At 28.5% G+C, this 12,296-nt stretch carries 16 protein-coding genes and 1 pseudogene; 6 read left to right on the top strand and 11 right to left on the bottom strand.

The genetic code is table 11. The features are described from left to right. Positions 1-14 precede the first annotated feature (14 nt). The 7 genes and pseudogenes from KFV12_RS06895 to KFV12_RS06870 form a co-directional block, all read right to left on the bottom strand. Complete coding sequence (locus tag KFV12_RS06895; protein ID WP_254256409.1) at positions 15-764, bottom strand: nucleotidyltransferase domain-containing protein; 750 nt, start codon at positions 762-764, stop codon at positions 15-17. Continuing rightward, positions 757-1,533: pseudogene (locus KFV12_RS06890) on the bottom strand (aminoglycoside 6-adenylyltransferase); the annotation flags it as partial. The pseudogene KFV12_RS06890 and the gene KFV12_RS06895, both read right to left, overlap by 8 nt. Positions 1,534-1,665: 132 nt before the next feature. Continuing rightward, positions 1,666-2,361 (bottom strand): class I SAM-dependent methyltransferase, encoded by a 696-nt coding sequence (locus tag KFV12_RS06885; RefSeq protein ID WP_254256407.1) that lies wholly within the window; start codon positions 2,359-2,361, stop codon positions 1,666-1,668. Between the two features lie 307 nt (positions 2,362-2,668). Beyond that, complete coding sequence (gene rpsI / locus KFV12_RS13375; RefSeq protein ID WP_367304778.1) at positions 2,669-2,743, bottom strand: 30S ribosomal protein S9; 75 nt, start codon at positions 2,741-2,743, stop codon at positions 2,669-2,671. Positions 2,744-2,891: 148 nt separating this feature from the next. Continuing rightward, positions 2,892-3,497, bottom strand: a complete 606-nt coding sequence (locus KFV12_RS06880) for a hypothetical protein (RefSeq protein ID WP_254256406.1) — start codon at positions 3,495-3,497, stop codon at positions 2,892-2,894. Positions 3,498-3,529: 32 nt separating this feature from the next. After that, a complete protein-coding gene (locus tag KFV12_RS06875) occupies positions 3,530-3,841 on the bottom strand; it encodes a HEPN domain-containing protein (protein ID WP_254256405.1) in 312 nt (103 codons plus the stop codon). A gap of 123 nt (positions 3,842-3,964) precedes the next feature. Beyond that, the gene (locus KFV12_RS06870; RefSeq protein ID WP_254256404.1) at positions 3,965-4,486 is read right to left on the bottom strand and encodes a helix-turn-helix domain-containing protein; all 522 of its coding nucleotides are present in this window, start codon (positions 4,484-4,486) and stop codon (positions 3,965-3,967) included. Between the two features lie 135 nt (positions 4,487-4,621). Between KFV12_RS06870 and KFV12_RS06865 the strand changes: the two genes are divergently transcribed. Genes KFV12_RS06865 through KFV12_RS06845 form a run of 5 tightly spaced genes read left to right on the top strand, consistent with a single transcriptional unit; the run spans position 4,622 to position 8,759 of the window. Then, positions 4,622-4,855: a PLD nuclease N-terminal domain-containing protein gene (locus KFV12_RS06865; protein ID WP_254256403.1), complete on the top strand. Its 234-nt coding sequence runs from the start codon at positions 4,622-4,624 to the stop codon at positions 4,853-4,855. Continuing rightward, complete coding sequence (locus KFV12_RS06860; RefSeq protein ID WP_254256402.1) at positions 4,848-5,738, top strand: ABC transporter ATP-binding protein; 891 nt, start codon at positions 4,848-4,850, stop codon at positions 5,736-5,738. Before KFV12_RS06865 ends, KFV12_RS06860 begins: the two co-directional genes overlap by 8 nt. Then, positions 5,735-6,499: an ABC transporter permease gene (locus KFV12_RS06855; protein ID WP_254256401.1), complete on the top strand. Its 765-nt coding sequence runs from the start codon at positions 5,735-5,737 to the stop codon at positions 6,497-6,499. Before KFV12_RS06860 ends, KFV12_RS06855 begins: the two co-directional genes overlap by 4 nt. Positions 6,500-6,510: 11 nt before the next feature. Next, positions 6,511-7,221: an ABC transporter ATP-binding protein gene (locus tag KFV12_RS06850; RefSeq protein ID WP_254256400.1), complete on the top strand. Its 711-nt coding sequence runs from the start codon at positions 6,511-6,513 to the stop codon at positions 7,219-7,221. Continuing rightward, positions 7,218-8,759, top strand: a complete 1,542-nt coding sequence (locus KFV12_RS06845; protein WP_254256399.1) for a hypothetical protein — start codon at positions 7,218-7,220, stop codon at positions 8,757-8,759. The genes KFV12_RS06850 and KFV12_RS06845 overlap by 4 nt, the downstream gene beginning before the upstream one ends. A 26-nt stretch (positions 8,760-8,785) precedes the next feature. Here KFV12_RS06845 and KFV12_RS06840 read toward each other — a convergent pair whose 3' ends face one another. The 3 genes from KFV12_RS06840 to KFV12_RS06835 all read right to left on the bottom strand — a co-directional run bounded on the left by KFV12_RS06840 (position 8,786) and on the right by KFV12_RS06835 (position 10,294). Then, positions 8,786-9,094, bottom strand: coding sequence for an ATP-binding protein (locus KFV12_RS06840; RefSeq protein ID WP_302054706.1), 309 nt, complete (start codon positions 9,092-9,094; stop codon positions 8,786-8,788). A 243-nt stretch (positions 9,095-9,337) separates the two neighbouring features. After that, on the bottom strand, positions 9,338-9,412 hold the full coding sequence (rpsI, locus tag KFV12_RS13370; RefSeq protein WP_367304777.1) for a 30S ribosomal protein S9: 75 nt from the start codon (positions 9,410-9,412) through the stop codon (positions 9,338-9,340). Between the two features lie 210 nt (positions 9,413-9,622). After that, positions 9,623-10,294, bottom strand: coding sequence for a MerR family transcriptional regulator (locus tag KFV12_RS06835; RefSeq protein WP_254256397.1), 672 nt, complete (start codon positions 10,292-10,294; stop codon positions 9,623-9,625). Positions 10,295-10,351: 57 nt separating this feature from the next. Here KFV12_RS06835 and KFV12_RS06830 point away from each other — a divergent pair, with 57 nt between their 5' ends. Continuing rightward, entirely contained in the window at positions 10,352-10,897 is a 546-nt protein-coding gene (locus KFV12_RS06830; RefSeq protein ID WP_254256396.1) for an Hsp33 family molecular chaperone HslO, read from the top strand. A 431-nt stretch (positions 10,898-11,328) separates the two neighbouring features. Here the strand turns inward: KFV12_RS06830 and KFV12_RS06825 are convergent, their stop codons facing one another. Continuing rightward, positions 11,329-12,252, bottom strand: coding sequence for a GNAT family N-acetyltransferase (locus KFV12_RS06825; RefSeq protein ID WP_254256395.1), 924 nt, complete (start codon positions 12,250-12,252; stop codon positions 11,329-11,331). Positions 12,253-12,296 lie beyond the last annotated feature (44 nt).

Genomic DNA, 12,296 nt, shown 5'->3' with positions numbered 1-12,296 from the left:
AATTTAACTATCATTTATTTCTGCTTTAAGTAATCAATATAATTTTTAAACCTTTTAGCTTCTTGAAAATATTTATCTGGTATTAGTATTTGATTATTATTGTATAATTCATTTACTAGATTAAGAAACTTGTTGAAGTCAGAGTTATTATTTTTCATCCAACGTAATCCTTCTAGCTTAGAAATCAACTCACCTTTTTCGTGATAATAATAACTTCTACATAAATTCATAATCGTATCAACATTGTTTAATGGTGCATCTGATTCATCATAGATTAAACTATCAATAAACTCTTGTTCAGTAATAACAGGAAATACATCTTTAATATCTGGGCCATAGACTACTATCCCTCGCGACTTAAGATTCATTATATGACTTGCTAAATCTGGATCTGTCTTTTCTTTATTGGTCGTTACTTGCCATTTATTTTCTTCAAAATGCTTGTACCAGTAGGGTGAGTAATGAAATTCATAAGAATAAGGGTGACTTTCTTCAAATAACTTGTGTATATTTAAAAATGATATTTCTATCTCTTTCTTCGGCCCTTTATCTTTTAATGTAATAAACAAATTTAATAAATCTTCTTTTTGTTTTACAGAGAGACTATTACTAATCAAAACTATCATATCTATATCAGATCTTTCCCATTTAAAAGTACCTTGTGCATATGATCCATGTATATAGATTCCTATAAGCTCATCCAGTAATATATCATTTATACCTTGTCTGACAGTTACAATATAATCTTCTATAATATTAGACATTTGAATCATCCTTAGTTTTCAAAATATTAACCATATAAAACTTTACAGCGTCATATTCTGCTTTGTTATATTTTATACCCTGTTTCAAAGATATTTTAGTTGCGAGTTCGTTTGTTTGTTCAACGATAAGTTTGGTATTTTCTTCAATAGATTCTAGACTGTCATTACAACTGAATTTTATTAAACTATCTTTTATCTCTTCATGTTCTAAAATATGTTGATTCACTTTTTCAAAGTTATATTCTTCAATATCTTTTTTCGATAAAATATACTGTTTTATCAATTCAATAAACGCATTTTTTACTGGATTGGCTAGCATATATTCTGCATACATAAAGTCTTTCCTAGCAATCCCTTTAATGACATAGGTGCTAACCCAATATATTTCGTTAACATTCTTGTTGAATTCGTACTGTGAAGCTACTTTTGTTAAGTACATCTCTTCTTTATTAAAATTAAATGATTGATAATTCCCTGTCTTATCTAACAAAACTATAGAATAAGCATCATTTATATAATTCAAGATGCTGTCAGGATGCATCAATCTTAAATCAATTCTTGTCATATCTCGAAATTGCATCAGATAACCATACACACTATAATGTTTCCTATCAAGTTCAAAGTCCGGTTCCTGCATAATTAAGATATCACCAAACTGCTTATGCCAATCTTTATCTTTGATAATTTCATTAATATGTCTTGTTACAAATATAATATCAAAATCCTGAAACTGGTCCTTCATACTATTTGGATTTGCTCTAGATCCATTAAGTAATACTGCTTAAAAACGTGTATCTTGTTGTGCCATATCAAGAATTATTTTATACATTTGTTGTTCTGTACGCATAAAACCCTCCTTTATGATTAAATAAACAGTACCATATATTAAGTTCATTAATACTTAGTTTATCCTTTTCATAATTGTGAATAATAAATCTTCATGTCCGAAAGTTTTGTCTGATTCTTTCTTCATTCTTCTTTGATCTATAACCTCAAATTCATAAAATATATTATTAATCTTTTCTTCTGTATATCCTAATCCACCATATATAGTATAATTTTCATAACAAGATTTATCGCTACCTTCGTATCCTCCCATTTTTCCACCAGCATAGAAAGTCACGAGACCAAAAATGCCATCTTTATTTAAATGTGACAAAATAAAATTTTTATAACTAGTTCTTCGATGTGGTGGTAAATGATGAAAACAACCTGAATCATATATCATATCAAATTTTTTATCTAGAGAGTCTATTGTAACATCTGCTTTATTAATATCGATTATCACTTCGTTATTTTTCGCATTTTGACAGACCCAATCTAGTGCTTCTTGTGAAAAATCTAGAACACTTGTCTTAATCTCATTCTTAGCAAGATATATCGCATTTCTACCGTTTCCACTACCTATATCAAGAGCGGAGGATATATTACTTTTATTGTTTAATAAATCTACTAAAGTTTCATCTGGCTTATCTGTAAAAATTGGAATATCCCTTGTTTTATCTGCATACAAATGATCCCAAAATTCATTTTGTTTTCTGTTCTTTTCAAATAAATCATCTAATACTTTTAATAAATCTTCATTACTTGTAATCATAATATCCCCCTTTCATTTATCTCAATTATACTATTTTTACTCTTTGTATGTATAACACTCAGAGAAAAACCAGATCATTTCATATGGTTTCATACAGTTGCATATAATTGAAATTTAAGCAGTTTTCAAACAAAATAGTTCCTCTAGGGGTAACTAAAAGTTAACTGAATCCATCGATAAAAACAAAAAAAGCACCTCTCGAGTATTTTCGAGAAGTGCTGTAAACGTATATTTACTTGAACACAAATTGCTGACGCAATTTGCGTACCAAATCTGTAAGCGAATAAATTCGCAACAGCTTTGGCAATTAACGTTTTGAGAACTGTGGTGAACGACGAGCGCCTTTAAGACCTGGTTTTTTACGTTCAAAAAACTTTAGGATTTCGTACAGTTTTATAGACTGTCGTAAGCATTGATATTAAAGGATTTCTGATTTTTTCGATTGCATAGAATTGCATCAAATATCACTCAGGGGTAACTAAAGGGTAACTAAATTAACTGCTGGCCGGTGGTAAATACTTAACATTTAATTACCTTCTAAATATAAGAAACTTTTCATCTTCTTTATCTTTTAAAATATAAGCAATAGAAAACAAACTCAATTCAGTTTCATCTAAATTAATATTATCTTTCAGCCATCTATCCACTGATTTAATCATTAATTCACAAAAAAACTCTAAATCTAAAAATAACGATCTTTTTATCTCTCTGGTGCTTGTATTAGTAGAATCAGCATATAATACTTTATGAAAATCAAGTGTATTTAAATAAGGAATTAGTTCATCAACTTGTTCATGTTCTTTTAATTTACTCATATAATTATCTTGTCTAGAAACATCACTCGTTCCTTCATGAACAATAGTACACCTTAAAGCATATATATTTTTAGAATTAAGATAATTACGAACTACTTCATCTTCATCTTGTAAGAGTGGTATAAAATATGTGTTCAACCATTCTTTATATCTAGCGGATACACCTCTATAATTAAAATTTGATATTTTTGAACATACTTCTGGTAGAATCAAGCTTGTTAATATAGCTCCAAAATAGTTTTCACTTTCCAAACAATCACGAACTGATTTTTGATAGCCTTTAATTATTGAAGTATTATTAAATGTACCTATTTCTATCAACTCCATTATTTTATATAAATTAAAGAATAAGATTAATTTTCAATTTCTAGTTGTTTAAATAAATAATAACTTAAAATTAATTTACATTTATTATATGCAGAATACATCTCATTTACATCAATTATCACATTTTTACTTTTCCTATCTCCGTGTGTATAGTAGTTTCGTGTGTCTTTTAATTTATTTGCAAAAACTTCTATGACATCTTCATTATGAAATATTTGTTGTTTTAAATACTCGGGTATTTCCTCAAATAAATAAACTAGGCGATCTTTAAGAAAAATAGGTCTGCATACTTTATTTAATTTTGTCTTATAATACTTTAAGTCTTCTTCATCTTTCAAAATTTGAAACCTGTATTTATCTTTCTATATTATTATATATCATCATAAGGTGTAGGGAGTTCTTCAATAATATCACTTTTAATATAATTATTTCATTAAATTTAGTCGTTTTAATCTTGCCTTTTACTCAGGAATTATTACAAAAGATATTATACGTTCTTTTGAATTTCCATGTTTTTCAATTGAATAAAATTTATTCAGTAATTCACTTATTTCACATTGAAATTTTTCAAATTCATTATCGTTTAAATTTAATTTAGTTAATGAGAATGTTGATTTATCAATATTATTCTCTGTCGTTAAAGTATTATAATAGTTTTTGTATGATTGCATTATATACATGAAATAATAGGATATAAATTTAACTTTTTCGCTATAACTTGCTGAGTTCCATTCTTCATCACTAATTCTATATTCTTCTGTATTTAATGCATAGAGTTTCTCTTCGCCTTTATCTAATTTTCGAACTGAAACAACTTTTATTAATTGATCTTGTAGCATAGAGTTCACATGTCTATATAATGTAGCTTGAGGAATGTCTTTTAAAAGATTACTTAATCTCATAATTGATATTCCTTCTTCTTTATCTATTAGCTCTAATGCAATCTTGAAACGAACTTGATTTTTAAAAAATTCAAACTCCATGATATCCTCCTTTTTATCAAATCTACATTTATTTATATTATAGCATTATCAAAAGTGATAATATATATATTGCTTTTTTTATTATTATATACTATTATCATTATTGATAATGATAATGATAAGGAGGTTTTAAATATGAATACAGATTTTAGTGGTTTAAATAATATTGATTGGCAAGCAATACTTCCCCTAGCACTACCAATTATGGCATTGACATTTATATTGATGCTGATTTCGTTGTTCGATTGGTTTAAAAGAAAAAATATTATTGAATATCCCTATTTGTGGCTGATTGTCATTTTATTGATTCAAACTATCGGACCAATTCTTTATTTGATAGTGGGAAGAAGGATGGTAAAACATGATTGAAGTGAATAATTTATCGAAATCATTTAAGAACAGAAAAATCCTCGATAATGTCAGTTTCAGGATTACGAATGATCAATGCATAGGTTTGTTAGGTCCTAATGGAGCCGGGAAGACTACACTCATTAAATGTATGACAGGAATACTGGATTATGAAAAAGGAGAGGTGATTTTTGAAGGAGAACCAATAAGTTCTAGAAAGAAGGATATTGGATATCTTTCTCAACATACAGACTTTAAACCTTGGATGAGTTGTAAGGAATCCCTCAGTTTTTTTGGTAGATTATCTGGATTGAGTGAGCAGTATTTACAGGAAAACATCAGTGACATACTCAGTGAAGTGGGGCTCAGAGGAAAGGAAAAAGTGAAAGTAGAACAGCTTTCAGGAGGGATGAAACAGAGATTAGGAATTGCCCAGGCCATTCTTCATCGCCCTTCTTTTTTAATACTTGATGAACCCGTCTCTGCTTTAGATCCTATTGGAAGGAATGAAATTAAAAACCTCATTAAGCGCCTAAAAAAATATACTACAATTATGTTATCGACTCATATTCTGGATGATGCAAGTGAATTCTGTGATGCATTCTTTATTCTTAAAGACGGTAAAATGATTGGAAACATTAGCTCAAAGGATGAACACATTGACTTTAATCAAATTCTTTGTGAAATAAAAACTTCACGACCTATTCCGGAAGATTTTATTTTGTCCACACATTATAGTATCAAAACTATAAGACCTGATAAGTTTCATATAATCAGTGATTATCCAATTGAAATTATTGAAATTGTACATGCATTTGATAATATCGGTTGCGACATCATATCAATTGAATATTTGAAAAGGAATCTAGAGAATATTTTTCTGGAAATGGTATCTGAGACATGAAAAACTTCAATGTATTAATGAGCACAGAATGGAAGGAAGCACTTAAGGAACTTAAGTTAGTCTGGCTGACATTATTTTTTATAATATTGGGTTTAACACAACCCCTTATTAACAGGTATATGGATATTATACTTAAAAATGTTGGAGGTGCAGATGGAATAACCTTGGATCCCAATCGCCCGGATCATACATCAGGAGAAGTATTACTTTCAACTTTCTCCGGGCAGTTCAATCAAATGGGCCTTATTGTACTCGTTATAAGTCTAATGAGTATTATCATGGCTGATAAGAATAATGGTATTCAAGATTTTATTTTTACTCGCCCTGTATCAGTTTCTTCTTATATTTTATCAAAACTGATAAGCCATTGGATGATCAGCTTAGTCTGCATCATATTTGGAGGAATTATTTCATACTATTACACAGTCTATCTTTTCGGCCCTTTTTCCTTGACTAAATTTGTGGTGTTTATATTGCTTTATTCTATATGGATTTTATACGTAATTAGTTTAATTATTTTTTTAAGTCTCTTCCTGAAAAGTTCTGTAACTGTAGCTGTTATCACAATTCTCATTGGCATGATGCTTATCGTCTTAAAAGACTTTAACAGCACCCTGTCAATGATATTACCGAGTGGTATATTGAGATATGCTGAGAGTTTTCTTGTAAGCTCTGATAATATCTCTGCCCTTCAAATTATTTCTTGCCTTATTTTCACAGCTTTAAATATTTACATATCTCACTTGAAGATTAAGCGATAGGAGTTGAAATTATGTTTAAAATTGAAAAGCTTTCAAAGATTTATCCTGGTACAGACAAGGGAATCAGAGACTTAAATCTCTTGCTTGAACCTGGAGACATATGTGCTTTTATTGGATTAAACGGCGCAGGTAAGACAACCAGTTTAAAGTCTATTGTAGGTATTCATCCGTTTGATGAGGGTGTAGTTGAATTAGAAGGTATCAATCTTCAAGAAAATCCTCAGCAATATAAATCATTGATGGGCTACTCACCAGATACACCTGATATTTATCCAAATATGACAGGTAAAAACTATTTAGAGCTTATAGGTTCAATGTATGAAATGGACCAAAACGAAATGGAGCTCCAGCTTAATATACTCTTAAAACAGCTAGATTATAAGGAATCTGTCAATGATGTGATTTCATCATATTCTCATGGTATGAGACAACGTCTCGTCCTTATATCACTTCTTATGCATAATCCTAAATTAATTATTCTGGATGAGCCTTTTGTAGGTCTTGATCCTAATGCTACTGAGTTTCTTAAGAATGAAATGAAAAGGCGTGCTTCAGAAGGAGTTATCATTATATATTCAACCCATGTTCTAGAAGTTGCAGAAAAGCTTTGTAATCGCGTCGTTATGATACATAAAGGCAGAGTTGCTGTTAATGATAGCATGGAGAATGTGACGATAAACAAGGATTTATTCTCCGTTTTTAAGGATGTGACTTGCTCATGAATAAAATGTTGTTTTTAATCAGTTATCGTCTAAAGCATCAGATGCAGTTATTTCGTCTAGAAAGTCGTAACCCAGATGAAAGAAGACATGCTATGATTACACTGTTAGGGTATGGATTAGCTATATCAATGGCTGTAGGTTATATTATTTATCTGGCCATTGATCTGACAGGTAATGATAAGGGATTTTTCCTTATACCTATCCTCACTTCAATACTTTTCTGGGGTCTAGGTCTTTGGACTATTCTATCGGGTCCGGAAAATTTGTTTCACTATCCAGATAAAGAATTTGTATCGACATTGCCTTTGTCCTCTAAAGCTACTCCGTTTATTAATATCATAAGTCAGTATCTGGTCTATTTAGCTATAACATTAATTACTTTAATAGTAGGATGTTTATGTAACATCAAAATTTTTCTTGAACATCCTTCTTTTATTTTTATTGTGATTATATTGATTCCGTTAGTTCCATTACTATCACTCTGTTCCACTTTCTTGATTTCATTTTTTTTAAGATATCTCTTATATATAGTGAATTTAAGAAATAATATTGTAATTTCAATGTTAACTTTTATAATATTTATGATTTTCCCGATTTATGTAATATTTAAAATAAAAACTTTTGATTACGCTTTACTACTTGTCAAAATCTCACCATTCCAGAAAGTTCTTACCACTCCACATTTCAACATAAACTATCTAATTATGATTATATTCCTGATGGTAGTGGTGTTATTACTTTTTGCAATATATTTTATTTTTACTAAGGAGTCAAATTTATTAACCACTATTTTTAAAAATTATCAATCAAACAGTAAACCTTCTTTTATAAATTTGAAAAATTCATCCTCTAGAATGTTATTTATAAAAGAGATGAAACTTTATAGTTCGTCAATTACTTACCTAACAAATACACTATTGACGCCTTTAGCCCTTATAGTTATAAATATATCACTAATATTAGGTGTCTTCGATGGTCTTAAGGACTTCAGTTATAATTTACCGTTCTCTAATATTAACTTCGAAAAGCTTTATCTAATGGTTATTTATATAATTATTACTTTAACAACAACAACTTCTTCAGCATTATCATTTGAAGGAAAAAATATTTGGATCATTCAGTCCACTCCTATTTCACTGTTAAAAATAGCTGTTATGAAAATCTTACTTAATATTCTTTTATTTGTACCAGGAATTTCACTAAGTGTATTTTCATATATAAGTATTTTTGGAATAAATAACCTACAAGATATATTTTGGCCATTATTAATGGTTATTAGTTTGATTTTTATTAGCATAATAGGATATAGAATTAATCTTATGTATCTCAATTTTAGTTGGAATAGCGAAATGGAAATAATTAAACAGAGTAAATCCACAATTCTGACTGCAGTATTTAGTATGATTTTTAATACAATAATAACAATTTTTGTTATTATAAATAAATGGTTCTTAACTTTATTTATAATTTTTTTACTACTAATAATAATTTACAAATGCTTAATTGATATTTGTGAAAGAAGAATTTTTAGTTTCTGATTTCATATTGCGCCTTTATAGAACTATCAAAATCGGCCAAATAGTATAAGGATTATTAAATTTTTTCTTAATGAATCTTCTTCTAAAATTTTTTTATATGACATTGATTTACCTCGATCTAAAATCGCATCTGCGATAGCTTCACCGTCTAAATTCTTATGCCTTTCTACAGAAATCATTTGAGAACTAAGTATTAATGATTTTTCGCTACTGCTTATTTCATCAAATACCTCTATTAGATTCTTTTGATCTTGTTCAGGTGTATTCGTTAATAATAAATCATCAATCACTATTATATCTGTTCTGAAATAAGAATATTTATTAATAGAATACAATTGAGACTAGTAAATATTTTACAAACTTAATATAAAATAATCACAAATGTATGAATACCAGAGAAAAACCAGGTCATTTCATATGTTTTCATACAGTTTCATATCATTGATTATTAAGCAGGTTTCAAACAAAATAGTTCCTCTAAGGGTAACTAAAAGGTAACTGAATCCATCAATTAAAACATAAAAAGCACCTCTCGAATATTTTCGAGAAGTGCTGCAACCGTTGATATAACAACGATATTAACGTTTTGAGAACTGTGGTGAACGACGAGCGCCTTTAAGACCTGACTTCTTACGTTCAAAAAACTTTAAGATTTCGTACAGTTGTATAGAATGTCGTAAGCATTGATATTAAAGGATTTCTGATTTTTTCGATTGCATAGAATTGCATCAAATATCTCTTAGGGGTAACTAAAGGGTAACTAAATAAACTGCTGGCCCGTGGTAAATACTCTTGTATCGTTCGAATATCACTTAATGAATTTTATTAGTCACAAATTATATAACATCTAGCATATACAATAACTAATCATAATTTTCTTCTGCTATTTCAATAAGTAGTTTTGATAAATAAATATTAAATCCATCCTCATATTTGTTAAAATAGTTTTGCGCATCAGTTTCTAAATACTTTTTTGAAAGTTCCAAGAGAGTTTTTTTGTTAAAGTACCCTTCGTAAACTTCATTAAGATATTCAATAAATTTTATCATTAATAATTTAGATGCTTTGTTGTCATTTCTCATTAGAAAAATCTTATTAAAATGATCATTAAAATCTATCTCATCCGTATTAATTATGTTTTGTATGTTTGCAATAATATTCTTATTCTCAATTTTAACTATTTGTTCTAATATTGCAGCTTCTATTTCATCACTCTTCTTTAGTTTCTTTAAATAATTTATTCTGTCGATCTTTAATTCAATCGTCTCCTTTTGTTCAATTAGTGCTTGTTCTTGCAAAGCTAATAATCTAGTAATATCTTCATCATTGTTAATAATTGATTTTATTTCATTTAAACTAAAATCAACATTTTTTAAAGCAATAATAGATTCTAACTTTAATAAATCCTTTAAAGTATAAATTCTATGTTCATTTGACAATCTCGTAGCAGGGACGAGACCGATTTCATCATAATATCTTATCGTTCTAATAGTTAATCCTGTAAAATTTGCTACTTCTGAAACTGAATATTTCATTTCCACTTGCACCTCACGTTACGTCACCCCTTAACCTAATTATAGGGAGGGAAAAATATGAAATCAAAAATTAAAAAATATCTCGACAAAAATAAGGAATTTAGAATCTATACTACGGAATCCAAAGAGAAAACTATTGAAGATGATTTAATTTCACTTAGTTCAATGTCTTCAATTTTACTTAGTCAAGATGAAAGAATTACTTTTAATTTTAAATCGAAAAATGGAGATAAAATAATAAATACAGATATATACTCAGATTATCATTTTTCGTATAAGATTAATAATCAGATTCTCAATAATGGTTTGTTATTTGTAACTAAAAGTAAACTGAAAAATTTTGGAGCATCTTATAATACAATTCTAGATTATAATACATTGAACTTAATTAATATTTTTGAAGATTATTATAATCAAAGTGAACAGATGGAAGTTTCTATAGATAGAATAGATAATTATATTGTATTAATTCAACCGTTACCTTTCTTTAATTGGAAGAATTATGAGCAGATAAAATCGTCATTATATCATAATTTTGATTTAACAATAAACGATTGTATTTTAACTGGGAATGTAGTAATAGATTATCAAACACAAGTTTAGTATACACTCTATTATGCGTCCACTTATAATATAAATTGAATTATTAAAATGTACTTATGAAAGATTCAGTTGAATACAAAATATGTATATTAACAAAACCACTCTGCAGCAATACTGAAGAGTGGTTTGTAAATTCTTATGGAAAACATATTGTCTATGCTAGTTAATGTCTTAAAATAGTATGGAAAAAGCTAGTTACAATTCAAATTTTAGCGTTTTGAGAACTGTCTGACGCTTTAAGGCCGTGGCGTCTTACTTTCAAAAAATTTTAGGGTTTCGTACAGTTGTATAGACTGTCGTACACATTGATATTAAGGGATTTCTAACTTTTTCGATTAAATAGAATTTCATCCAATATCACTTAGGGGTAGCTAAATAAACTGCTGCCAGTGGTAAATATTTATGTTTTGAAATTTACCTATGAGATGAAATTATTTTATACACCATAACTCAATTTCAATTTTTAATTCCGGCATCGCAAGAGCTGGTACATAAACAAATGTCATTGACGGATTATTCTTATTAAATATTAAATTCCATTTAGAATTGAAACAGTCCCAATTTAATTTTTCAGTAGCATAAATATTTACTTTTAAAACGTTGGATGGATTAATACCCTCATTTACTAGAATTTGTTGAATATTCTTTAGACAATTTTCGACTTGCTCATTTAATCCAACAGGTATATTACCAAGTACATCGCAACCTACTTGTCCTGATGTTACTAATAATCTTTTATTACTTGAAACTTCCGTTAAGTGACTATATGGCCCTAGCGGAGAGGATAAAAAGAATGGATTTTTTCTAATTACTGTATCATTTTTTTCATAAGCTCTTAGTTCTTCTTCTAAAATTCCAAATACATAACTACTCGTCCATTCACCCTTACTCCAATAATCTTTTATGAAATGAGCTTCTTTTCTCATACCTACTTTTAAGCATAATTTCTCAGAAGCTTTATTTCTATCGTCACAGACTGCCTGAATTCTATGCACCTCATAGTTATTAAATATATATTCAAGCATTACTAATAGCGTTTCAGTTGCATATCCTTTGCCACTAAAATCTTTTGAAAAACTAAATCCAACTTCAATCGTTTGTTTCATTTCTGTGTACCATGCATGAAATACACCAATTACTTTATCATTAAAAGAAACAGCTAAGTTTACAGCACGATCATTATCTAAATCACTTTTTATGAGCAGATTATTAAAATTTACTTCTTTATTGGTTTCATCCCAAGCATCATGTAATAAATATTTACATGTTTCTTCATTTTCATAAATTTGATAAACATCATCTATGTCACTTGCTTTAAAATTTCTAATAACTAATCTTTCAGATTTAATATACATATTATCACCATTCCTTTAAATTTTTAAAAAAGTACAGACTTATC

Source organism: Macrococcus epidermidis (assembly GCF_024205965.1).
Classification (GTDB): Bacteria; Bacillota; Bacilli; order Staphylococcales; family Staphylococcaceae; genus Macrococcoides; species Macrococcoides epidermidis.
Note: the sequence above shows the minus strand (reverse complement) of the source record. Positions and strands in the feature narration are given on the sequence as shown.

Coding starts and splice junctions, on each gene's coding strand:
- KFV12_RS06855 (WP_254256401.1), top strand. CDS start 5,735: ATGAAAAACTTCAATGTATTAATGAGCACAGAATGGAAGGAAGCACTT.
- KFV12_RS06860 (WP_254256402.1), top strand. CDS start 4,848: ATGATTGAAGTGAATAATTTATCGAAATCATTTAAGAACAGAAAAATC.
- KFV12_RS06825 (WP_254256395.1), bottom strand. CDS start 12,252: ATGTATATTAAATCTGAAAGATTAGTTATTAGAAATTTTAAAGCAAGT.
- KFV12_RS06895 (WP_254256409.1), bottom strand. CDS start 764: ATGTCTAATATTATAGAAGATTATATTGTAACTGTCAGACAAGGTATA.
- KFV12_RS06845 (WP_254256399.1), top strand. CDS start 7,218: ATGAATAAAATGTTGTTTTTAATCAGTTATCGTCTAAAGCATCAGATG.
- KFV12_RS06835 (WP_254256397.1), bottom strand. CDS start 10,294: ATGAAATATTCAGTTTCAGAAGTAGCAAATTTTACAGGATTAACTATT.
- KFV12_RS06870 (WP_254256404.1), bottom strand. CDS start 4,486: ATGGAGTTTGAATTTTTTAAAAATCAAGTTCGTTTCAAGATTGCATTA.
- KFV12_RS06865 (WP_254256403.1), top strand. CDS start 4,622: ATGAATACAGATTTTAGTGGTTTAAATAATATTGATTGGCAAGCAATA.
- KFV12_RS06885 (WP_254256407.1), bottom strand. CDS start 2,361: ATGATTACAAGTAATGAAGATTTATTAAAAGTATTAGATGATTTATTT.
- KFV12_RS06850 (WP_254256400.1), top strand. CDS start 6,511: ATGTTTAAAATTGAAAAGCTTTCAAAGATTTATCCTGGTACAGACAAG.
- KFV12_RS06830 (WP_254256396.1), top strand. CDS start 10,352: ATGAAATCAAAAATTAAAAAATATCTCGACAAAAATAAGGAATTTAGA.